Genomic DNA, 21,692 nt, shown 5'->3' with positions numbered 1-21,692 from the left:
CTCCAACCTGCTGGAGCGACTGCTGATCCTCTACCCGCACCAGATCGTCGATGTGGCCGATCTGCCGAGCCGTTATCGCCTGCTGCCGAGCGAGCCGCGGGATGAGCGGCTGACCGAGATGGATGAACGGGATGCGCTGGCGGCGGTGTTCCAGGATCCGCCCGAGCTGGATCACTCCCTCGCCTCGGCTCGCACCATGCAGCTGCCGGAGGAGGGGGTCAACCTCAAAGAGATGCTGGCCGACCTCGAAGTGGAGCTGATCCGTCAGGCGCTGGAGTCTCAGGACGGGGTGGTGGCCCGCGCCGCCGATCTGCTCGGCATGCGCCGTACCACTTTGGTGGAGAAGATGAAAAAGTACGGGATGAGCAAGGACGTCTGAGGGTCAAAGCCTTGACGCCAATACGCAATCCATTGTTTTAGTTAATATAATTTAGTGGCATGGAAATTGAATAACCTGAGCCAATAGCCAGTTTGAGGTCAGGTTTATGACAATCCAGCAGCAGGACATGCCACTCCAGTCCCACGAAGTGAGCCAGCTCTATGCCATCTTCAAGGCGCTCCCCACTGGGGTGTTGTTGCTTGACGGGGCAGGGGTGGTCACCCGCGCGAATCCGGCGGCCATCTCTCTGCTGGGGGAGCCGCTGGAAGGGGAGCTCTGGCGCTACATCATTGCCCGCTGCTTCGAGCCGCGCGAGGATGATGGCCACGAGATCTCCCTGCGTGACGGACGCCGGGTCCAGCTCTCGACCCAACCGCTGCCGGATCAGCCCGGCCAGCTGGTCTTTATCAATGACCTGACCGAAACCCGCAAACTGCAAGACCGCATCAACCACATGAAGCGGCTGTCGGCGCTGGGCAATATGGCGGCCTCGCTTGCCCACCAGATCCGCACGCCGCTCTCCGCTGCCATGCTCTATGCCGCCAACCTGGCCAACCGCACCCTCAAGCCGGAATCCCGCACTCAGTTTCAGCAAAAGCTGATGGCCCGTTTGCAGGATCTGGAGAAGCAGATCAACGACATCCTGCTGTTCGCCCGCAACGGCGACAATCAGGTGGTCACCCCCATCTCGGTACAAGGGCTGCTGGCCGAAGTGCAGGCCGGTGCCGAGGCCTTCTGTCAGCAGCAAGGCTGCGAGCTGCACATGGAGGCGCCGGAGCCCGATCTCTGTCTGCTGGCCAACAGCAGCGCGTTGGCGGGAGCCATCAACAATCTGATTGCTAATGCCCAGCAGGCAGGGGCCACCTCACTCTTGGTCAGCGCGGTGCGCAGCGGTACCCGGGTGGAGATGCGGGTCATCGATAATGGCAAGGGGATCCCTTCCCATCAGCTCGGTCAGGTATTCGAACCCTTCTTTACCACTCGCTCCCAGGGCACTGGACTCGGGCTGGCGGTGGTGCAATCTGTAGTGCGTGCCCATCAGGGGGAGGTCGGTGTGGCCTCGGTTCCCGGTGAAGGCACCTGCTTTACTCTGTCGTTCCCCCTGCACCAGCAACCGGTGCAGCTTGGAGGTGTAGCATGACACAGGCCAGGATCCTGGTAGTTGAAGATGACAATGGCCTGCGCGAAGCGCTGGTGGATACCTTGTTGCTCGGCGGTTATGAGTGCCGTGAAGCGGACAGCGGCGAGCGGGCTCTGCTGGCCCTCTCCCGTCAGCCGTTTGACATGGTGATCTCCGATATCCAGATGGGGGGGATGGACGGTCTCACTCTGCTGGCTACTATCCGCCAGCAATATCCGCAGATACCTGTGCTGCTGATGACCGCCTACGCCAATATCGACGGCGCGGTGCGCGCCATGCGCGAAGGGGCCATCGACTATCTGGCCAAGCCGTTCTCCCCGGAGGTGCTGCTTAATCAGGTCAGCCGCTATGTGCCCGCCCAGAAGGTGGAGAAGCGCGCCGTGGTCTACGGGGATCCCAAAACTGCCGAGCTGTTCCAGCTGGCGACCCGGGTGGCCAGAAGCGAAGCGACCGTGATGGTGACCGGCCCGAGCGGGACGGGGAAAGAGGTGCTGGCCCGTTACATTCACGACAATTCCAGCCGCGCCGAGCAGCCCTTCGTCGCCATCAACTGCGCCGCCATTCCGGAAAACATGCTGGAGGCGACCCTGTTTGGCTACGAGAAGGGTGCTTTCACCGGTGCGGTACAGGGGTGCCCGGGCAAGTTCGAACAGGCGCAGGGGGGCACCCTGCTGCTCGACGAGATCACCGAGATGGATCAGGGGTTGCAAGCCAAATTGTTGCGGGTGTTGCAGGAGAAAGAGGTGGAGCGGCTCGGCAGTCGCAAGATGATCCCGCTGGATGTGCGGGTCATCGCCACCAGTAACCGGGATTTGAAAAAAGCGGTGCAGGATGGCCTGTTCCGCGAAGATCTCTACTATCGCCTCAACGTCTTCCCGCTGCGCTGGTCTGCTCTGTGCGAGCGGCCCGGCGACATTCTGCCGCTGGCGGAGCATCTGCTGGCGCTTCATGCCAGTCAGCAGGGGCTGCCGACACCACAGTTGACGGATGCCTCGCGGGAACGGCTGCTGGCTCACCCCTGGCCCGGCAACGTGCGGGAGCTGGACAACGTGGTACAGCGTGCCCTGATCCTCAGCCCCGATGGGGTCATTGATTGTGACCACCTCATTCTGGAGGAGCTGGATGAGCAGGAGATGGAGTTTGTCAGCGTGGAGCGCAGCTATGGTGGCGATCGCCTCGGCAGCGAGCTCAAGCAGCAGGAGCACCAGATCATCCTCGACACCCTGCAAGATTGTAACGGCAGCCGCAAGGCGGTGGCCGATCGGCTCGGCATCAGCCCGCGCACCCTGCGCTACAAACTGGCCCAGATGCGGGAGGCGGGGATCGATCTGCCAGCCTGAGGCCGGGAGGGAAACCGCACTGTGTGGGGGCTGTCATGGTCTTGACGGCCCGGCTCGATTATCATGGGGCCCTTGGCGCTTTGAGCCTGGGCCCTGTTTTTATTGGTAAAGCAGAGGACCGAGCCTTAATAAGGGACCCCTATGATCTCTCATCGAAAACTCGAAACCGTACTGAACCATCTGCTCGAACCGCACGCCATCAAGGATTACTGCCCCAACGGCTTGCAAGTGGAGGGGCGCGAGCGCATTCGCAAGGTGGTGACCGGTGTCACCGCCAGTCAGGCGCTCATCGACGCGGCGGTGGCTGCCGAGGCCGATGCCATTCTGGTCCATCACGGCTACTTCTGGAGCGGTGAACCGGCCCAGATCACCGGCATGAAGCAGCGTCGGCTCAAGACCCTGCTGACCCACGATATCAACCTGTTTGCTTACCATTTGCCGCTGGATGTCCATCCTGAGGTGGGTAACAACGCCCAGCTCGCTAAGCTGCTCGACATCAAGGTGCGTCGCGGTCTGGAGCCGTGGAACAGCAAGAGTGTCGCCATGGTGGGCAAGCTGGAAGAGCCGATGAGCGGTGCCGACTTTGCCAAGCTGATTGCCGAGCGCCTTGGCCGTGAACCACTCTATTGTGGCGATACCGGCCCCGAGCTTATCCGTTCCGTGGCCTGGTGCACCGGCGGCGGTCAGAGCTACATCAATCTGGCGGCGGAGCAGGGCATCGATGCCTTTATCTCCGGTGAAGCCTCAGAGCAGACCATTCACACCGCCCGCGAGATGGGGATGCACTTCTACGCCGCGGGCCATCACGCCACCGAGCGTTACGGCGTCAAGGCGCTGGGGGAGTGGCTGGCGACCGTGCATGGGTTGGATGTCACCTTTATCGATATCGACAATCCGGTCTAGGATCGCTTGGCCGCGTAGCGGCGTAATCGGACCTGACCTAAGCCATCGTGTGGTAGGTAGAAATGACAAGGGAGGCCTAAGCCTCCCTTGTTGTATCTGACATGCAGTTGTTGGCGGTTACTCGCAGGCGTAACCAGCGGGGCCCAGCAGGGCGCCATCCAGTTGCACGGCGCCATCTACCATCTGCAGCCTGCCTTCGCAGAACCAGCGTACCACCAGCGGGTAGATGCTGTGCTCCTGCGCCTGTACCCGTGCTGCTACCTCGTCCGCCGTGTCTCCTTCAAAGATGGGCACGCGGGCCTGCAGGATCACCGGGCCGCCATCCAGTTCTTCGGTCACGAAGTGGACGCTGGCGCCGTGTTCACTGTCACCGGCATCTATGGCGCGCTGGTGGGTGTGCAGGCCCTGATACTTGGGCAGCAGGGAGGGGTGGATATTGATCATCCGCCCGGCGAAATGGCGCACCAGATCGCCGCTCAATATCCGCATAAACCCTGCCAGCACTACCAAGTCTGGCTGATAGTCTGCCATCAGCGCCAGCAGGGCGGCGTCATACTCCTCCCGGCTGGCAAACTGCTGCTGGGTCAGAATGGCGGTCGCCACGCCTGCTTCTTTGGCGCGAACCAGACCATAGGCATCGGCCTTGTTGCTGATGACGCCGACCACTTCACCGGCAATCTTGTCGCTGGCGCAGTGGTCGAGGATCGCCTGCAGGTTGCTGCCGCTGCCGGAGATTAGGACGAGGATCCGCATCATTTGATGACGACCTGCTCCTCACCGTCTGCTGCCTTGGCGATATGACCGATGTGCCATGCGTTCTCGCCTTCTGCCTTGAGCAGGGTCAGCGCCTTCTCCAGCTGGTTGGCGGGCAGGGCGATGATCATGCCGACACCGCAGTTGAAGGTGCGATACATCTCGTGACAGGTGACGTTGCCAGCCTGCTGCAGCCAGCTGAACACCGCCGGCCACTGCCAGCTCTGCTCGTCGATCACAGCTTGAGTATTGGCAGGCAATACGCGGGGGATGTTTTCCCAGAAGCCGCCACCTGTGATGTGGGAGAGGGCGTGGATCTCGCACTCCTTGATGAGCTTGAGCACAGGTTTCACATAGATGCGGGTCGGCTCCAGCAGGGCGTTGGCCAGGGTGGTGTCACCCAGCGGCTGATGCACGTCGGCTTTGGAGACTTCCAGAATTTTACGGATCAGGGAGAAGCCGTTGGAGTGAGGGCCGCTGGCGGCCAGCGCGATCAGGGCATCCCCTTCACCGACCTTACTGCCGTCGATGATTTCGCTCTTCTCCACCACACCGACGCAGAAACCGGCGATGTCGTAGTCTTCCCCTTCATACATACCCGGCATCTCGGCGGTCTCGCCGCCCACCAAGGCACAGCCTGACTGCTCGCAACCGGCACCGATCCCGGTGACCACCGCGGCCGCGGTGTCCACGTCCAGCTTGCCGGTTGCATAGTAGTCGAGGAAGAACAGCGGCTCGGCGCCCTGTACGATCAGGTCATTGACGCACATGGCCACCAGATCGATGCCCACGGTGTCGTGCTTCTTCAGGTCGATGGCCAGCCGCAGCTTGGTGCCCACACCATCGGTACCGGAGACCAGTACCGGCTCCTTGTAGCCCGCAGGGATTTGACACAAGGCCCCAAAGCCGCCAAGACCACCAAGGACTTCAGGACGACGAGTGCGCTTTGACACGCCCTTGATACGTTCAACCAGTGCATTGCCGGCATCGATATCTACGCCAGCATCCTTGTAGCTCAGTGAGGTTTTGTCAGTCACGAGTATTCCCCGTCATGTAAAGAAGTGGAGGGTAAAATTCGGGGCGTATTCTAACAGTGGCGGTGAAAAACCAGAAAGGAAATCGTTTGCGCGTTTTTGCGCGGAAATGCTCTACAAGCGGCGGCTTTTGTTGTATGATTCCGCGATTTTTTTGCGGCAGGTTAGAGGAGATAATAATGAAAGTCGTTGAAGTCAAACACCCCCTGGTCAAACACAAGATCGGTCTGATGCGTGAAGGCGATATCAGCACCAAGCGTTTCCGTGAACTGGCCAAAGAAGTGGGCAGTTTGTTGACCTATGAAGCGACCTCTGACTTCGAAACCGAGAAGGTTATCATCGATGGCTGGAATGGGCCAGTAGAAGTTGACCAGATCAAAGGAAAGAAGGTAACCGTCGTACCTATCCTGCGTGCCGGCCTTGGCATGATGGACGGCGTGCTGGAGCACATGCCGAGTGCCCGCGTCAGCGTGGTCGGTATCTACCGTGATGAAGAGACCCTGCAACCTGTTCCCTACTTCGAGAAGATCGTTAGCAACATCGAAGAGCGTCTGGCGCTGGTCATCGATCCTATGCTGGCCACCGGCGGCTCCATGATCGCCACCATCGATCTGCTGAAGAAGAAAGGCTGCCAATCCATCAAGGTGCTGGTACTGGTTGCCGCGCCGGAAGGGATCAAGGCGCTGGAAGCCGCTCACCCTGATGTAGAGCTCTACTGCGCTTCTGTCGACCAGGGGCTGAACGAGAAAGGCTACATCGTGCCGGGTCTTGGCGATGCAGGCGACAAGATCTTCGGTACCAAATAAGTTTATGCCTTGACCTGCTTCCCATGTGGAAGGGGTGATCGGAGCCGGCGCATCGCCGGCTCTGCTGTTTGTGGCCGCTTGTGCCAGCCTTGCCGCAGGACGCGCCTTGCCGCTACCATAAGCACACTCTCCCATTTCGAGACTCTGTTCATGTTCAAACGTGTTGTGACCGCCCTCTGCTGCGGCTTGTCATTCATGGCCTCGGCCGCTCAGGTGACCGACCTCTATCAGGGCAAGGCTCCGACCAGTGGCGACATGGTGGCCGCTCAAGGGCAGGCACTGGGTCAGGTGCTGATCAAGGTGACCGGCAAGCGCGACATCCTCACCCAGCCGGTGGTGGTCAAGGCGCTGGCGGCCCCGGGCGACTATGTCAAAAGCTATGGCTATCAGGATCAGGACTCCGTCAAGTATCTGAAAGCCGAGTTCAAGAGTGACAAGGTCAACAGCCTGGTCTCCGAGAGCCAGTTTGCCCTGCTTGGTCCAGCTCGTCCCCAAATGGCCATCTGGCTGGTGGTGGATCAGGGGGAGCGTCGCCTGCTGGCGGATCAATCCAGCGATGGTTGGGCGCAAGCCTTGCGCGAGCAGGCCCAGACGCTGGGGCTGCCCATCAGCATTCCGCTGATGGATCTCGATGACAACATGGCGGTCAGTGCCACCGACGTCTGGGGCCGCTTTGCCGACCCGATTTTGCAGGCAAGCCAGCGCTATGGCGCCGAGATGGTGGTGTTGGGCAAGCTGACACCGGAAGGTGACAAGTGGAGCATCGATTGGGGACTCTACGGCCCCAAAGCGGCCGGTGAAGTGACCGAACTGACCCGCGGCAACACCACTGGCACTCAGGCTGAAGTGGCGCAAGGGTTTGCCGATACCCTGGCGGCCTGGCTGGTGAAAAACTACGGTGCCCGCATTTCGGGTCCGGCAACCAGCCAGACCCTGGTGGTGGATGGCCTCTCCGAAGTGGACAGCATGATCGCCGTGCAGAAGATGCTGCAGGGGATGGCCAACGTCAGCAAGGTGGCGATCGGCAAGCTGGAGGGGGACCAGGTCACCTTCAACTTTACCCTGCAAGGGGATCAGGCCGAACTGGTGCGGGCGCTGCAGCTTGAGAGTCGTTTACGCAAGGTTGACGATAATGGCAGCGGTTTGCGTTACCAATGGTCGCAGCCCTGATTTTATAAGGCTTTTGTAGACCGCCCGGCTTGTCCGGGCGGTTCTCTATCTGCCTTTGCGATGATACACTTAGCCACAAATGTCACAGTCAAAGCCCAACGAGTGAAGCAACCGGCCCAACTGTCTTTAGCCGTACAACTACCGGATGATGAAACCTTCGTCAGTTTTTATCCCGGCAACAATGCTCATCTGATCACCGCCCTCAAAAACGCGGCCATCGGTCAGGGATCGCCTTTCCTCTATTTCTGGGGAGCCAAGGGATCCGGACGCTCTCATCTGCTCCACGCCACCTGTGCCGAGGTCAACGCCCGCGATGCGGCGGCGGCCTATCTCTCCCTCGATCAATTTGAACAGCTCGATCCCAGCATGCTCGATGCCCTCGAAAGCTTGCCGCTGGTCTGTCTCGACAGCCTTGAGGCGATCGCCGGCAATGCCGTGTGGGAGCGGGCGCTGTTCGATTTCTACAACCGCTGGCAGGAGAAGGGCGAGGGGACGCTGGTGGTCACCGGCTGCAGCGCACCGCGCAAACTGGGGCTGCAACTGCCGGATCTCGCTTCGCGCCTCGACTGGGGTGTCAGTTTTCATCTCGAAGAGCTGGATGATGAAGGCAAGCTCAGTGCCCTGCAGCTGCGTGCCGAGCTGCGGGGCTTCAAATTGCCCATCGATGTGGGCCGCTTCCTGCTGAACCGACTCTCCCGCGATATGCGCACCCTGCTTACCACTCTCAATCAGCTCGACAATGCCTCATTTCGCGCCAAGCGCAAGCTGACCATTCCCTTTGTCAAAGAGATCCTCGAGCTCTGATCCTCTCTGCGGTGTGCGGTTGTGGCCTGACTTTCGTTTGAATGGCAGATAAAAAGAAACCCCGGCTTCAGGCCGGGGTTTTGCTATTTCAAGGCAGCTCTCTTATTAGTGGAACTGATCTTCTTCGGTGGAGCCGGTCAGTGCGGTCACCGAGGATTGGCCACCCTGAATGACGGTGGTCACCTTGTCGAAGTAACCGGTACCAACCTCCTGCTGGTGGGCCACGAAAGTGTAGCCACGGCTGGCGGCGGCAAATTCCGGCTCCTGCACCATCTCGACGTAGTGCTTCATCCCTTCGCCACGGGCGTACTGGTAGGCCAGTTCGTACATGTGGAACCACATGTTGTGGATACCCGCGAGGGTGATGAACTGGTACTTGTAGCCCATGTCGGAGAGCTCCTGCTGGAAGCGGGCGATGGTGGCATCGTCCAGATTCTTCTTCCAGTTGAAGCTCGGGGAGCAGTTGTAGGCCAGGATGCGATCCGGGAACTTGGCCTTGATTGCTTCGGCAAATTTACGCGCTTCGTCCAGATCCGGCTTGGCGGTTTCACACCACACCATGTCTGCGTAGGGGGCGTAAGCCAGACCGCGAGCGATGGCCTGATCGATACCGGCACGTACCTTGTAGAACCCTTCGGCAGTGCGCTCGCCAGTCAGGAAGTCTGCATCGTACGGGTCGGCGTCGGTGGTCAACAGGTCAGCGGCGTTGGCGTCGGTACGGGCGATCACCAGGGTGGTGGTGCCGCACACATCGGCTGCCAGACGGGCAGCAACCAGCTTCTGCACCGCTTCCTGAGTCGGTACCAGCACCTTGCCGCCCATATGACCGCACTTCTTGACGGAAGCGAGCTGATCCTCGAAGTGTACGCCAGCGGCGCCCGCTTCAATCATCCCCTTCATCAGTTCGAAGGCGTTCAGCACGCCACCGAAACCGGCTTCCGCATCAGCCACGATCGGCAGGAAGTAGTCGATAAAGCCCTCATCCTGCGGCCCAACCTTGTTGGCCCACTGGATCTGGTCGGCACGAGCGAAGGAGTTGTTGATGCGATCCACCACGGACGGTACCGAGTTGGCCGGGTAGAGGGACTGATCCGGATACATGGTGGAGGACAAGTTGTTGTCCGCCGCCACCTGCCAGCCGGAGAGGTAGATCGCCTCGATCCCCGCCTTGGCCTGCTGCACCGCCTGACCACCGGTCAGGGCGCCGAGGCAGTTGACATAGCCTTTTTTGGCGTCGCCGTGGATCAGACCCCACAGCTTGTCGGCACCGCGCTGGGCCAGAGTGTGCACCGGCTGCAAGCTGCCGCGCAGGTTTACCACATCTTCGGCGCTGTAGCCGCGCTTGATCCCTTTCCAGCGGGGGTTTTCCGCCCAGTCTTTCTCGATAGCCTGGATCTGTTGCTCACGGGTCAGTGCCATATCAGTTCCCTCTTTCATTGATTTCACGTTTCCATTGACTTGTTATTGGCGAGCCCCGCTGGGGGCCCGTGATTCAGAGCCGCTCGTAACCGGGCAGCGTCAGAAAATCGATCAGGGTATCGGCGCAGGTGATCTCTTCCATCAGCTCGCTTGCCTCGGCAAAGCGTCCTGCCTGCCAGCGCGCAGTACCCACCTCGGCTTTGACCACCTCCAACTCCTCGGCCAGCATCTGGCGGAACAGCTCTTTGGTCACCACTTTGCCATTCGACAGACTCTTGCCGTGGCGGATCCACTGCCAGATGGAGGTGCGGGAGATCTCGGCGGTGGCGGCATCTTCCATCAGACCGTAGATGGGGACGCAGCCGTTGCCGTTGATCCAGGCCTCCAGATATTGCAGGGCAACCCGGATATTGGTGCGCATCCCTGCCTCGGTGCGCTCGCCCTCACAGGGTGCCAGCAGGTCGGCGGCGGTGATGGGGGCATCCTGCTCGCGCAGCACGCCGATCTGGTTTTTGGCACCAGCCGCAATGGTGGCGTTGAACACCGCCATGGCGGTGTCGGCAAGGCCAGGGTGGGCGACCCAGGTACCGTCGTGGCCGTTGTTGGCTTCGCGCTCCTTGTCGGCCTTGACCTTGGCGAAGACCTGTTCGTTGGCGGCAGCGTCCTTGGCCGGAATAAAGGCGGCCATGCCACCCATCGCCAGCGCACCGCGCTTGTGACAGGTCTTGATCAGCAGCCGCGAGTAGGCGGAGAGGAACGGCTTGTCCATGGTTACCACCTGACGATCAGGCAGCACCCGATCCGGATGGTTCTTCAAGGTTTTGATATAGCTGAAGATGTAGTCCCAGCGGCCGCAGTTGAGGGCGACGATGTGATCCTTCATCTGATAGAGCAGCTCATCCATCTCGAATACGGCCGGCAGGGTTTCGATCAGCACGGTGGCCTTGATGGTGCCGCGGGGCAGACCGAACTTGTCCTCGGTCCAGGCGAACACTTCGCTCCACCAACGCCCTTCCAGATGGCTCTGCAACTTGGGCACGTAGAAGTAGGGGCCGGAGCCTTTGGCCAGCAGCGCCTGATAGTTGTGCAGGAAGTAGAGGGCAAAATCGAACAGGCCGCCGGGGATGGGCTCGCCATCGAAGGTGACATGTTTTTCCGGCAGGTGCAGACCGCGCACCCGGCAAATGAGGACGGCCGGATTGGGGTTCAGGGTATAAGCCTTTCCTTCCGGACTGGTGTAAGAGATGGTGCCGTTGACCGCATCGCGCAGGTTGATTTGGCCCTCGATCACCTTATTCCAGGCGGGTGCCAGTGAATCCTCGAAATCCGCCATGAACACCTTGACGTTGGCGTTGAGGGCGTTGATCACCATCTTGCGCTCGACCGGGCCTGTGATCTCCACACGGCGGTCTTGCAGGTCGGCAGGAATGCCGCGAATGGTCCAGTCACCTTCACGGATGTGGGCGGTTTCCGGCAGGAAGTCCGGCAGCTCGCCACCATCGATACGGGCCTGACGTGCCACACGTTGTTTCAGCAATTCCCCTCTTTGGGGAGCAAAACGTTCCACCAGTTCGGAGACCAGAGCCACCGCGTCCGGCGTCAGAATTTGCGCGTATTCGGGTTGCATCTCGCCCTGGATGCGAAGGCGGGCGCTGCAGTGGGTCTGAGCCGGTGCCGACATAAGGTTCACTCCTTTGAGAATTACATTTTGAACTTACTAACTACGACTAAAGTCGAATCCCTGTTCCTGAAACGTTCCCGCAACAACGGGGTAACACGATTGATAAGGTGCGAAATATTGTTGATTACGTCAACAGTTTTTTTTAAACACCCGTTTCCCCTCTATGGTTAAGTTTATGTTTTTTATTGTTTTATTTGATTGGTATAAAAGCTCTACACAGATGGTTATGCTCCTGCTTTTTCCCATCGGACAACGGCTAATTTGGGCCGTTACCCCGCCCCTCGTTTCGTAACTTATTACGTAATAAAATTACAAATGCAAAAACAAATCCCGACCTAACTCCAGGCTTTGCCAAAACAGCCGTATAAAGTGTGTTTGAATGTGGCAATGAAGGTTTTGCTATTGCTAGGTCTGATTGGTGAACATGTGTTTTAAACTCGTGGTGGTGATGTGGGCTCTGTTGGCACCAGCGGCTGCAGCGATGGAAAGTGAAGCGCAATAACGTAGGTTTGTATCAGTTATCGGGGTGAATGCCGGGCAGGGAGGGGGGAGAAGCTTCAGTCAATAATACTGCCATCCTCGATGGAATTAGCAGTTTGTCGTTTTTTGCTGATTTCTCGCCAAGGGCGGGAAACGGAGGGCGTTGAACAGGCGATGCGCCGGGGATTGAGCGGCCATCTGGCCTGGCTCAATAGTCATCATCCGGTTCGGCAAGATCGATCACGTCGAGCTGGACGACCTGTTCATCTTCGTTTTCGGTATGGCAAGGGGTGTCGTGAGGAACGGAATAAAGCGCATTGGCGGGTGCGAAATCGGTGGTCTGGTGCATGCCTGGTCCTGTGTTGAACGCAAGCCGGACAGTGATCCCTTCACTGGTATTTCCACCTCCCTGTTTTGTCTACCGGCGGAAAGGTGCGCATCTTAATGAGTTCGGCAAAAAGATTCAAGTGGTTCTGAGTGTTTTTTGTGCTTGATGGGCAGGCCGCATCAGGAGGATAAATCGGAGGCAAAAAAATAGCCCAGTCGTTTGACTGGGCTATTCTCGGGGAAAATGGTCGGTGTGAGAGGATTCGAACCTCCGACCCTCTACACCCCATGCAGATGCGCTACCTGGCTGCGCTACACACCGACGGAGTCAGACTCGGCTGACGGGGAGGAAGTCTAATAGTATGGCCAAACGGGTGCAACTCCTTTTTTATCATAGAGATGCCGATTGCTTCTTTATTGCTCAGTCGGGATGTGGCTTGGGTATGGCGTGCAGATTTGGCATAATCGCCGCTCTGTCACCACGAGCTATCATGCCAGCTATCTATGGAATCATCTGACAGATGTGGATAGCGAGAATGCAAACAGCACAATTGAACAGTATATAAAGAGGGGATGGGCGTGAAACCATCAGAGGTCCCAGAAATACCGAGTCAGGCGCCGAGTCAAACCGAGCAGGACGAACAGTGGATGCGCCATGCCATGGCATTGGCCGCCCGGGCCGAAGGGATTGGCGAGATCCCGGTCGGTGCCGTACTGGTGCTTGATGGTCAGGTGGTGGGCGAGGGGTGGAACCGCTCCATCAGCGAACACGATGCCTGTGCCCATGCCGAGGTGATGGCAATCCGGGCGGCGGGCAAGCAGCTGGCGAACTATCGGCTGCTCGACACCACTCTTTATGTGACGCTGGAGCCCTGCTGTATGTGTGCCGGTGCGCTGATCCATAGCCGGGTCAAGCGGGTGGTCTATGGCGCCCGAGATCTCAAGACCGGTGCCGCGGGGTCGGTGTTCGAGATCTTGCAGGACCCACGGCACAACCACAGCGTCGAGCTGGCCGGCGGTGTGCTGGCCGATGCCTGCTCGGCTCAGTTGTCGGCCTTCTTCAAGCGCCGCCGTGCCGAGAAAAAGGCGGCCAAACTGGCGCTGCAACAATCAAACGATACCCTTTCCTGAATCATGCGGGGGCAGCACAGGCTGCCCTTGCTGATTGCCTTCATAAATATCTCTTTATAAACAATGCATTGCGATCGCTTTTCTTCGACATAATCCCCGCGCATTTTTCCGCTAACAACCGCTGTTAAAGCGCTCTCGATGTAACAAAACTGTCATGCAACCGCCATATAATGCCGCGAAGCCTAGCTTACATTGAGGTCTTGCATGTCATCGGAATCGTTAAACCTGGTCATGGCGGGCAGTAGAAAACGCCGGATCAAGGATAAATTGGCCAAATATGGCGTCACCACAGGCGGAGCCCTGGTACTGGTGGCGCTGCTGCTTATCTTCTTTTATCTGCTCTATGTGGTGAAACCCATCTTCAATGGCGCCTCCATGGAGCCGACCGCCTCGTTTACCCTGCCTGCCGCAGGGAAGACCGCCTGGCTCGGCGTGGAAGAGCAGAACGAGATCGGCTATCGCTTCAGCGATAAAGGGCAGGTCAACTTCTTTGCGGTGCAGGGAGATGACAAGATCAAGGTCGGCCAGTCACTGGGCCAGGCCCAGGTTGCTGGTGACATCACCACGGTGGCGACCCCGGCACCGGGCCAGCGACTGATCGCCTACGGTTTTGCCGATGGCAAGGCGCAGGTGGTCCAGCCAGCGTTCAAGGTCTCCTATCCCAACGATGTGCGGGTGATTGAACCCAGCCTGCAATATCCCTTCGGCGAAGAGCCGGTGGTGATCGACCCGCAAGGGAAGGCGCTGCAGCTGATGGTGTTCGAAGCCACCAAGGACAAGATGGCGACCGCCGCCGTGACCGAAGATGGCCGTGGCGTGATGACGGTGATGAGCGGTGAGGAGAACTTCCTCTCCGGCGAGATTGAGTGGAGCAGTGAAAACTACACGATTCCCTCCCTGCCGCGCCATGTGGATCAGATGTTGCTGACCCCCAATCTGCGGATCCTGTTCGTGCGCGAGGGCAATCGCCTCTCCGTCTATGACATTCATAACCTGAGCGAAATCTCCCTGCGCAACGTGCTGGAGATCAATGCCCCCAACGCCAATGTGACCCGGGTTCAGCTGCTCTCCGGCGCCTCTTCACTGCTGGTGGGTAATGACAACGGTGTGATTTCTCAGTGGTTCGAAGTGGCGAAGGATGGCAAACGCCAGTTCACCCAAATTCGTGACTTCAAGGGTGATGGCGCGGTGGATCTGCTGACTCCCGAGCACTTTCGCAAAGGCTTCATCAGTGCCGACAAGGACGGCATCATCAGCTTCTTCCACGCCACCGGCGAGACCAAGCTGCTGACCGAGACGGTGGAAGGGGGCGAGCTCTCTGCTCTGGCCATCTCGCCCCGTCACAACCTGTTGCTGATGCAGCAAGGGAATACCTTCAAGCTCTTCTCGGTGGAGAACGAACACCCCGAAGTGACCTGGTCTGCCCTCTGGCAACAGGTGTGGTACGAAGGGTATCCGGAGCCCCAGTATGTGTGGCAATCCACCTCCGCCAGCAACGACTTTGAAGCCAAGCTGAGTTTGGTGCCGCTGGTATTCGGTACGCTGAAAGCCTCTTTCTACGCCATGGTGTTTGCTGTGCCGCTCGGCGTGGCTGGTGCCATCTATACCGCCTACTTCATGTCGGCGGGGCTGCGCAAATACGTCAAGCCGACGGTCGAGATCATGGCGGCGCTGCCGACCGTTATCCTGGGTTTCCTGGCGGGTCTGTGGCTGGCGCCCATCATCGAGGGTGCGTTGCCCGGGGTGATCCTGCTGCTGGTATTGCTGCCGATGGGGATGCTGCTGACTGCACTGCTCTGGAACTATCTGCCGGAGCGCGGCAAGTCCTTGCTGCCGGAGGGGTGGCACGCCATCCTGCTGATCCCGGTGCTGCTACTGATTGGCTGGGGTGCCTTCTCCCTGAGCCCGCTCATCGAGAATGCTTTTATGCACGGCGATTCGCGCATCTGGCTGACTCACGAAATGGGCATCAAGTTTGACCAGCGCAACTCGCTGGTGGTCGGTATCGCCATGGGCTTTGCGGTCATCCCCACCATCTTCTCCATCGCTGAAGATGCGGTCTTCTCGGTGCCCAAGCACCTGACCCAGGGCTCGCTGGCGCTGGGGGCCACTCCGTGGCAGACCCTGAGCCGGGTGGTGATCCTCACCGCCAGCCCGGGCATCTTCTCTGCGGTGATGATGGGTCTTGGCCGCGCCGTGGGCGAGACCATGATCGTGCTGATGGCTACCGGCAACACCCCCATCATGGACTTCTCCATGTTCCAGGGGCTGCGAACCCTCGCCGCCAACATCGCGGTGGAGATGCCGGAATCGGAAGTGGGCAGCTCCCACTATCGGGTACTGTTCCTCGCGGCCTTCGTCCTGTTTGTGTTCACCTTTTTGTTCAACACCCTGGCCGAGTTTGTCCGTCAGCGGTTGCGTGAAAAATACAGCTCGATGTAAGGGGCGACTCTGTAATGGACAAGGAATCGACAATGGGTAAGTGGTTTAAATCAGGGGCCCCCTGGATCTGGATGACCGGCGGTGCCGTCAGCCTGAGTCTGGTGGCGGTACTGGGTCTGCTGCTGCTGATCGGCTGGCGTGGTCTGGTCTACTTCTGGCCGCACCCCATCTATGAGTGGCAGCTGGAAGATGCCAGCGGCAACAAGAGCGTACTGATCGGCGAGATCAACGATCGCGAGCAGGTACCGGTGGAGCGACTGCGCGCTGCAGGTCTGCCACTGGAAGGGGAAGAGCGCGAGCTGCTGACCCGCTATCTGGTCAAGACCGGCAACCGCGAGTTCGTTGACCTCGATTTTCGCTGGGTGCTGGAGACGGACATCAAGTCCCAGAGCCAGCCAGCCGAGCTGGCCATGGTTGAGCGTGCCACTAACGGCAACTTCTACGGCTATATCGTCGGGGTGAAAGAGGATGGCCGCGAGCTCACCTCTGATCTGCATCCTGCCCTGCAGCGGGTGCTGGCGCGAGCCAATGCCCTCTCCGAACAGGCCAACGATCTGCAAAAAGGGGACATCGGCAGCATCAACTATCAACTTGAGCGGCTGCGCCTGAAAGAGCGTAAGGCCGAGCTGGATGACAAGCTGACCGATCAGCTCAAAGCCGAACTGGCCAGCGAGCGTCAGGCCCTCAACGATCGCTATCAGGTGCTGGAAAAAGAGCTCTTCTCCCTGCGTAGCCAAGCGGACCGCGACGCCATCACCGTCAAGGATATGCGTGGCGAGCTGGTGACCATGCCGATGTCCAAGGTACTGGACGTGGTATGGCCCAACGACATGAGCCTGCTGGCCAAGGTAGGTCACTGGTTCCACCAGATCGGCAAGTTCGTCTCTGACGATCCCCGTGAAGCCAACACCGAGGGCGGGGTGTTCCCAGCCATCTTCGGCACTGTGTTCATGGTGTTCCTGATGGCGATCATCGTGACCCCGCTGGGGGTGGTAGCGGCAGTCTACCTGCACGAATACGCGGGCAAGAACAGCCTGACCAAGATCATCCGCATCGCGGTGATCAATCTGGCGGGCGTGCCATCCATCGTTTACGGCGTGTTTGGTCTGGGCTTCTTCGTCTACACACTCGGCGGTTCGTTAGACCAGCTGTTCTACCCGGAAGCGCTGCCGAGCCCGACCTTTGGCTCACCCGGCGTGATCTGGTCGGCGCTGACCCTGGCCATCCTGACCCTGCCGGTGGTGATTGTCTCCACCGAAGAGGGGCTGGCGCGGATCCCGAGCACCATCCGTCAGGGCTCGCTGGCACTGGGCGCGACCCAGGCCGAGACCCTGTGGCGCATTGTGCTGCCGATGGCGAGCCCGGCCATCATGACCGGCCTTATTCTGGCGATTGCCCGTGCAGCCGGTGAAGTGGCGCCGCTGATGCTGGTGGGGGTGGTGAAACTGGCACCGACCCTGCCGATGGATGGCAACTTCCCGTATCTGCATGTGGAGCGCAAGTTCATGCACCTGGGCTTCCACATCTATGACGTCGGCTTCCAGAGCCCCAACGTCGAGGCGGCCCGACCGCTGGTCTACGCCACCTCCTTCCTGCTGGTGACGGTGATCGTGGGTCTGAACCTGACCGCTATCGGTATTCGTAACCACTTGCGCGAGAAATTCCGGTCGCTGGAGCATTAATCCGGCGCCGCATGAGTGATACAAGAGTGAGATAACAGAGGGGCGGCCGAGCGCGAGCCGCCATCTCTCTGTACCAATACGTGAGGGGCGCCGGCAGCTGTCCGGCCACTCCAGATAGATTTTGAGGTAACAGATGATCAACGTAACGACCACGTCTACCCAGCACACCGCGCTGGACCTGCTCAACCTGACCCCGGAGCAGACCGCGCTGGAGGTGAAGGATCTCAACCTGTACTACGGCAGCAAGCAGGCGCTGTTCAACGTCAACATGAAGATCCCCAAAGGGCAGGTGACCGCCTTTATCGGCCCGTCAGGCTGTGGCAAATCGACCCTGCTGCGCTGCATCAACCGGATGAACGATCTGGTGGAGATCTGCCGCATCGAGGGGGAAATCCAACTGCACGGCCATAACATCTATGACAAGAGCGTCGATGTTTCCGCCCTGCGCCGTCAGGTGGGCATGGTGTTCCAGCGCCCGAACCCGTTCCCCAAGTCCATCTACGAGAACGTGGTCTATGGTCTGCGCCTGCAGGGGATCAACGATCGTCGCACTCTGGATGAAGCGGCCGAGCGCTCCTTGCGTGGTGCGGCCCTGTGGGACGAGGTGAAGGATCGTCTGCACGACAACGCCTTCGGTCTCTCCGGTGGTCAGCAGCAGCGTCTGGTGATTGCCCGCGCCATTGCCATCGAGCCGGAAGTGTTGCTGCTCGATGAGCCGACCTCGGCGCTCGACCCCATCTCCACCCTCACCATCGAGGAGCTGATCAACGAGCTCAAGAGCCAGTTCACCGTGGTGATCGTGACCCACAACATGCAACAGGCTGCGCGAGTGTCGGATCAGACCGCCTTCATGTATATGGGCGAGCTTATCGAGTACTCGGATACCAACACCATTTTCACCACCCCGGCCAAGAAAAAGACCGAAGATTACATTACCGGTCGTTACGGCTAAGGAGAGGAGAGGATGAATCTCAGCAAACAGATTGGCAGTCTGTTCAACGGCTAAGGCATAATCGGAGCAATCAAGGATTATTTGTATGGACAATATGAACCTCAATAAACACATCTCCGGTCAGTTCAATGCCGAGCTAGAGAGCGTGCGCAACCAGGTGCTGGTGATGGGCGGTCTGGTAGAGCAGCAGCTCACCGACGCCATCGCGGCGATCCACGATCAGGATCTCGATGCAGCGCGGAAAATCGTGGCCAACGACCACAAGGTCAACGCGATGGAAGTGGCGATTGACGAGGAGTGCACTCGCATCATCGCCAAGCGTCAGCCGACTGCCTCCGACCTGCGACTGGTAATGGCCATTATCAAGACCATCACCGATCTGGAGCGCATTGGCGACGTGGCCGACAAGATCGCCCGCATGCTGACCGACAACGCCAACAAGCCGCAGCCGCCGCTGGTGTCGCTGGAGAACATGGGCCGTCGCACCATCAAGATGCTGCACGATGTGCTCGACGCCTTCGCCCGCATGGATCTGGATGCGGCGCTGGCGGTCTACAAAGAAGATGACAAGGTAGACCGGGAGTACGAGTCCATCATCCGCGAGCTGATGACCTACATGATGGAAGATCCCCGCACCATCCCCCAGGTGCTCAACGTCCTGTGGGCGGCGCGGGCCATCGAGCGGGTCGGCGATCGCTGCCAGCACATCTGCGAGTACATCGTCTACTACGTGAAAGGCAAGGATGTACGCCACACCAAGGCGGACGATCTGGGCACCTTGCTGGGCAAGGGCTAACCGGAAGTGAATAAAAAGGCGCGTGAAGCGCCTTTTTTGTTGCATAACTGGTCGGAGTAAGATAAAGCCCCCAACTGGCTGTTTTCTGATAGAATACTCCCCCTGTGTGAGTCCCGGATGGGCTCACGGTCCGGTCTCCCGGGCCCAGTTTGCCGTCTTGTGCTAAGGCGGGTGTAGCAATAGGTTAATCATGAGTTTTGCCGATAGTTTGTTCTTTTTAATGCTGCTGGTTGGCGGCAGTGTGTTCTTCTCCCTCTCCGAGATCTCTCTCGCCGCGTCTCGCAAAATCAAATTGCAGGTGATGGCGGATGAAGGTAATCGCCAGGCCGAAAAGGTGCTGGCCCTGCAGGCCCAGCCGGGCAACTTTTTCACCGTGGTGCAGATTGGCCTCAATACCGTCGCCATTCTGGGCGGTATCCTGGGTGAGTCTGCCCTCAACCCCGCCATCAAGGGGATTGTCTCCCAGTTCTACCAGGGCCCCTGGCTTGGCGAGATCAGCTCCGGTGCCTCCTTCGTGTTCGTCACCGGTATGTTTATCCTGATCGCCGACCTGATGCCCAAGCGTCTGGCCATGACCATGCCCGAGCAGATTGCCGTGGTGGTGGTGCGCCCCATGCTCTTCTTCGTCACAGTGTTGATGCCGCTGGTGTGGGTCTTCAACGGATTGGCGAACTTCCTGTTCCGTCTGATGCGCGTCTCCACGGTGCGTAACGACGAGATCACCTCCGACGATATCTATGCGGTGATGGATGCCGGTGCTGAGGCGGGGGTTATCCAGCGCGAGGAGCATCAGCTCATCGAGAACGTGTTCGAGTTGCAGTCCCTTGGTGTCACCTCTGCCATGACGGCCCGCGAGAGCCTCATCTACTTCACCCTGCAAGAGAGTGAAGAGAGCATCAAGGCGAAGATCGCCGAACATCCCCACAACAAGTTTCTGGTCTGTGACCACAACCTCGACAGCATCAAGGGCTTTGTCGATGCCAAAGAGTTGCTGATCCGCGTTATCGGCGGCCAGAGCATCGACCTGATCGGTGGCAACCTGGTGCAGAACGTCATCATCATCCCCGATACTCTGAACCTCTATGAGGCGATGGAGTACTTCAAGAATCATCGTGGTGACTTTGCCGTGGTGATGAACGAGTACGCGCTGGTGGTGGGGATTGTCACCATGAACGACCTGATGAGCACCGTCATGGGTGAGTGGGCGACCCACGTGGTGGAAGAGCAGATCGTCCAGCGCGACGAGAACTCCTGGCTGGTGGACGGGGTGACCCCCATCTCCGACGTGATGCGCGCCTTCGATATCGAAGAGTTCCCCGAGAACCAGAACTACGAGACCATCGCCGGCTTTATCATGTATATGCTGCGCAAGATCCCCAAGCGCACTGACTCGGTCAAATACGCCGGTTACAAGTTCGAAGTGGTGGATATCGACAGTTACAAGATTGATCAGCTGCTGGTTACCCGGGTCGAACCGGCTGTGGCCGAGAAGCCAGCTCAGGAATCGTAAAAGGAGCGACATAAGTGTCATGAAGATGCAGTCTCATTCCCGTGCGCTGGCCTGTGTCGCGCTCGCCCTGGCACTGGGTGCCTGTAGTCAGAGTGCGCCGCGCAAAGCCACAGTGGCAGCCAAGCCGGTAACCCCCAAGCCTGCCGTGGTCGTGCCGCAGCCGGATCCCGACGCGGTGGTTCAAAGTGGCATGGCCGAGCCGAGCCCGGTCTTTGACGAGCAGTATCACGGCCCGGACCAGGGGTCGCTGGAGTCGGTGACCGCCCTGTTTGCCCGTGGCTACATCGAGTCCGCCATGCGCGAGACCATGCTGGCGGCGGTGCACAACGACTATCCGCTGCTCGGCATGAGGGATGTGCGGTTGACCGATCCGGTCTCCAAATTCCTCACCTCCGAGCATGCGGCCACCACGGCCCATGACTACCTCTATGCGGGTGTGCAGCGTCGCCTCGGTCGTCCGCTCAGCCCTGCTCAATGGGAGCAGATCTGGCGCGGTTTGCCGCAGCAGGGCCGGGTCTCCGACTGGGTCAAACAGATTAAGCGAGTGCTGGCCGGGCGTTAAGTTACCAGCGGATCAAGATTGTGATGAGGCCACCTTCGGGTGGCCTCTTGCATTTCTGCGTTTGACTCGCCGTTTGCACGCTGATTTCTGCTGATACTGATTGCCGCCCGTGGCGCTTTGCTTTATCTTGTTTTGGCCATCTAAACATCCATATGTTTTTATGGCTGCACAATAAAAGGGCTTCACAGGATGAAGCAGGACGATCTGCAGCGATTCGATGTGAAACCGCAGATCAACAAAACAAACAGATAAATACGCAAATAAACAACGCACATAACGAAGAGACACGACAGATGGAAACCAGGGAATTGTGGGTGCTGGATGGGGGCATGGGGCGCGAGCTGGCACGGCGGGGGGCACCGTTTCGTCAACCCGAGTGG

Annotated in this window: 20 protein-coding genes and 1 tRNA gene; 15 read left to right on the top strand and 6 right to left on the bottom strand. The window is 59.1% G+C overall.

What is annotated here, in order from left to right; translation table 11 throughout:
* From DBR30_RS21970 to DBR30_RS09015, 4 genes are all read left to right on the top strand, one after another.
* On the top strand, positions 1–379 hold a 379-nt coding region (locus DBR30_RS21970; protein ID WP_308813267.1), incomplete at its 5' end, for a helix-turn-helix domain-containing protein.
* Positions 380–485: 106 nt separating this feature from the next.
* Entirely contained in the window at positions 486–1,520 is a 1,035-nt protein-coding gene (locus DBR30_RS09025; protein WP_108541209.1) for a sensor histidine kinase, read from the top strand.
* Positions 1,517–2,860 carry a sigma-54-dependent transcriptional regulator gene (locus DBR30_RS09020; protein ID WP_021231049.1) on the top strand — a complete coding sequence of 448 codons (1,344 nt, stop codon included), beginning with the start codon at positions 1,517–1,519 and terminating at the stop codon, positions 2,858–2,860. The genes DBR30_RS09025 and DBR30_RS09020 overlap by 4 nt, the downstream gene beginning before the upstream one ends.
* A 141-nt stretch (positions 2,861–3,001) precedes the next feature.
* Entirely contained in the window at positions 3,002–3,763 is a 762-nt protein-coding gene (locus DBR30_RS09015; protein ID WP_021231048.1) for a Nif3-like dinuclear metal center hexameric protein, read from the top strand.
* A gap of 117 nt (positions 3,764–3,880) precedes the next feature.
* Here the strand turns inward: DBR30_RS09015 and purN are convergent, their stop codons facing one another.
* Complete coding sequence (gene purN / locus DBR30_RS09010; RefSeq protein WP_108541210.1) at positions 3,881–4,519, bottom strand: phosphoribosylglycinamide formyltransferase; 639 nt, start codon at positions 4,517–4,519, stop codon at positions 3,881–3,883.
* Positions 4,516–5,553, bottom strand: coding sequence for a phosphoribosylformylglycinamidine cyclo-ligase (gene purM / locus DBR30_RS09005; protein ID WP_108541211.1), 1,038 nt, complete (start codon positions 5,551–5,553; stop codon positions 4,516–4,518). The genes purN and purM overlap by 4 nt, the downstream gene beginning before the upstream one ends.
* Before the next feature lie 176 nt (positions 5,554–5,729).
* Here purM and upp point away from each other — a divergent pair, with 176 nt between their 5' ends.
* The 3 genes from upp (at position 5,730) to hda (ending at position 8,330) form a co-directional block, all read left to right on the top strand.
* The gene (gene upp, locus DBR30_RS09000) at positions 5,730–6,356 is read left to right on the top strand and encodes a uracil phosphoribosyltransferase (protein WP_005334115.1); all 627 of its coding nucleotides are present in this window, start codon (positions 5,730–5,732) and stop codon (positions 6,354–6,356) included.
* A gap of 150 nt (positions 6,357–6,506) precedes the next feature.
* Positions 6,507–7,526, top strand: coding sequence for a DUF2066 domain-containing protein (locus DBR30_RS08995; protein ID WP_108541212.1), 1,020 nt, complete (start codon positions 6,507–6,509; stop codon positions 7,524–7,526).
* Positions 7,527–7,628: 102 nt separating this feature from the next.
* Positions 7,629–8,330, top strand: coding sequence for a DnaA inactivator Hda (gene hda, locus DBR30_RS08990; RefSeq protein WP_013723920.1), 702 nt, complete (start codon positions 7,629–7,631; stop codon positions 8,328–8,330).
* Positions 8,331–8,435: 105 nt separating this feature from the next.
* Here the strand turns inward: hda and aceA are convergent, their stop codons facing one another.
* From aceA to DBR30_RS08975, 4 genes are all read right to left on the bottom strand, one after another.
* Entirely contained in the window at positions 8,436–9,749 is a 1,314-nt protein-coding gene (gene aceA, locus DBR30_RS08985) for an isocitrate lyase (RefSeq protein ID WP_108541213.1), read from the bottom strand.
* A gap of 73 nt (positions 9,750–9,822) precedes the next feature.
* Positions 9,823–11,430 carry a malate synthase A gene (gene aceB / locus DBR30_RS08980; RefSeq protein ID WP_108541214.1) on the bottom strand — a complete coding sequence of 536 codons (1,608 nt, stop codon included), beginning with the start codon at positions 11,428–11,430 and terminating at the stop codon, positions 9,823–9,825.
* Between the two features lie 688 nt (positions 11,431–12,118).
* Positions 12,119–12,259: a hypothetical protein gene (locus DBR30_RS21210; protein ID WP_181363530.1), complete on the bottom strand. Its 141-nt coding sequence runs from the start codon at positions 12,257–12,259 to the stop codon at positions 12,119–12,121.
* A 223-nt stretch (positions 12,260–12,482) separates the two neighbouring features.
* A tRNA-Pro gene (locus tag DBR30_RS08975) sits at positions 12,483–12,559 on the bottom strand.
* Positions 12,560–12,885: 326 nt separating this feature from the next.
* On the opposite strand from DBR30_RS08975, the gene tadA reads away from it, so the two are divergent.
* The 8 genes from tadA to DBR30_RS21330 all read left to right on the top strand — a co-directional run.
* Positions 12,886–13,368, top strand: coding sequence for a tRNA adenosine(34) deaminase TadA (tadA, locus tag DBR30_RS08970; protein WP_375135843.1), 483 nt, complete (start codon positions 12,886–12,888; stop codon positions 13,366–13,368).
* A 204-nt stretch (positions 13,369–13,572) separates the two neighbouring features.
* A complete protein-coding gene (locus DBR30_RS08965; protein WP_108588308.1) occupies positions 13,573–15,810 on the top strand; it encodes an ABC transporter permease subunit in 2,238 nt (745 codons plus the stop codon).
* 32 nt (positions 15,811–15,842) lie between these two features.
* Complete coding sequence (gene pstA, locus DBR30_RS08960) at positions 15,843–17,492, top strand: phosphate ABC transporter permease PstA (RefSeq protein ID WP_019446688.1); 1,650 nt, start codon at positions 15,843–15,845, stop codon at positions 17,490–17,492.
* A 133-nt stretch (positions 17,493–17,625) separates the two neighbouring features.
* Positions 17,626–18,444, top strand: coding sequence for a phosphate ABC transporter ATP-binding protein PstB (gene pstB / locus DBR30_RS08955; RefSeq protein WP_005334102.1), 819 nt, complete (start codon positions 17,626–17,628; stop codon positions 18,442–18,444).
* An 85-nt stretch (positions 18,445–18,529) separates the two neighbouring features.
* Positions 18,530–19,240, top strand: a complete 711-nt coding sequence (phoU, locus tag DBR30_RS08950) for a phosphate signaling complex protein PhoU (protein ID WP_005334097.1) — start codon at positions 18,530–18,532, stop codon at positions 19,238–19,240.
* 190 nt (positions 19,241–19,430) lie between these two features.
* Positions 19,431–20,750, top strand: a complete 1,320-nt coding sequence (locus DBR30_RS08945) for a hemolysin family protein (RefSeq protein ID WP_108539672.1) — start codon at positions 19,431–19,433, stop codon at positions 20,748–20,750.
* A 19-nt stretch (positions 20,751–20,769) separates the two neighbouring features.
* Positions 20,770–21,312: a hypothetical protein gene (locus DBR30_RS08940; protein ID WP_041202118.1), complete on the top strand. Its 543-nt coding sequence runs from the start codon at positions 20,770–20,772 to the stop codon at positions 21,310–21,312.
* A gap of 152 nt (positions 21,313–21,464) precedes the next feature.
* Positions 21,465–21,692 (top strand): hypothetical protein (locus tag DBR30_RS21330; protein ID WP_146181371.1); only part of this gene is annotated, 228 nt, incomplete at its 3' end.

The organism is Aeromonas sp. HMWF017 (genome assembly GCF_003061465.1).
Lineage (GTDB): Bacteria > Pseudomonadota > Gammaproteobacteria > Enterobacterales > Aeromonadaceae > Aeromonas > Aeromonas veronii.
This window is presented reverse-complemented; position numbering and strand designations above follow the sequence as displayed.

Bases quoted from the DNA above. Each gene is read 5' to 3' on its own strand.
- DBR30_RS09025 (WP_108541209.1), top strand. From the start codon at position 486: ATGACAATCCAGCAGCAGGACATGCCACTCCAGTCCCACGAAGTGAGC.
- DBR30_RS09020 (WP_021231049.1), top strand. From the start codon at position 1,517: ATGACACAGGCCAGGATCCTGGTAGTTGAAGATGACAATGGCCTGCGC.
- DBR30_RS09015 (WP_021231048.1), top strand. From the start codon at position 3,002: ATGATCTCTCATCGAAAACTCGAAACCGTACTGAACCATCTGCTCGAA.
- purN (WP_108541210.1), bottom strand. From the start codon at position 4,519: ATGATGCGGATCCTCGTCCTAATCTCCGGCAGCGGCAGCAACCTGCAG.
- upp (WP_005334115.1), top strand. From the start codon at position 5,730: ATGAAAGTCGTTGAAGTCAAACACCCCCTGGTCAAACACAAGATCGGT.
- DBR30_RS08995 (WP_108541212.1), top strand. From the start codon at position 6,507: ATGTTCAAACGTGTTGTGACCGCCCTCTGCTGCGGCTTGTCATTCATG.
- aceA (WP_108541213.1), bottom strand. From the start codon at position 9,749: ATGGCACTGACCCGTGAGCAACAGATCCAGGCTATCGAGAAAGACTGG.
- aceB (WP_108541214.1), bottom strand. From the start codon at position 11,430: ATGTCGGCACCGGCTCAGACCCACTGCAGCGCCCGCCTTCGCATCCAG.
- DBR30_RS21210 (WP_181363530.1), bottom strand. From the start codon at position 12,259: ATGCACCAGACCACCGATTTCGCACCCGCCAATGCGCTTTATTCCGTT.
- tadA (WP_375135843.1), top strand. From the start codon at position 12,886: ATGCGCCATGCCATGGCATTGGCCGCCCGGGCCGAAGGGATTGGCGAG.
- DBR30_RS08965 (WP_108588308.1), top strand. From the start codon at position 13,573: ATGTCATCGGAATCGTTAAACCTGGTCATGGCGGGCAGTAGAAAACGC.
- pstA (WP_019446688.1), top strand. From the start codon at position 15,843: ATGGGTAAGTGGTTTAAATCAGGGGCCCCCTGGATCTGGATGACCGGC.
- pstB (WP_005334102.1), top strand. From the start codon at position 17,626: ATGATCAACGTAACGACCACGTCTACCCAGCACACCGCGCTGGACCTG.
- phoU (WP_005334097.1), top strand. From the start codon at position 18,530: ATGGACAATATGAACCTCAATAAACACATCTCCGGTCAGTTCAATGCC.
- DBR30_RS08945 (WP_108539672.1), top strand. From the start codon at position 19,431: ATGAGTTTTGCCGATAGTTTGTTCTTTTTAATGCTGCTGGTTGGCGGC.
- DBR30_RS08940 (WP_041202118.1), top strand. From the start codon at position 20,770: ATGAAGATGCAGTCTCATTCCCGTGCGCTGGCCTGTGTCGCGCTCGCC.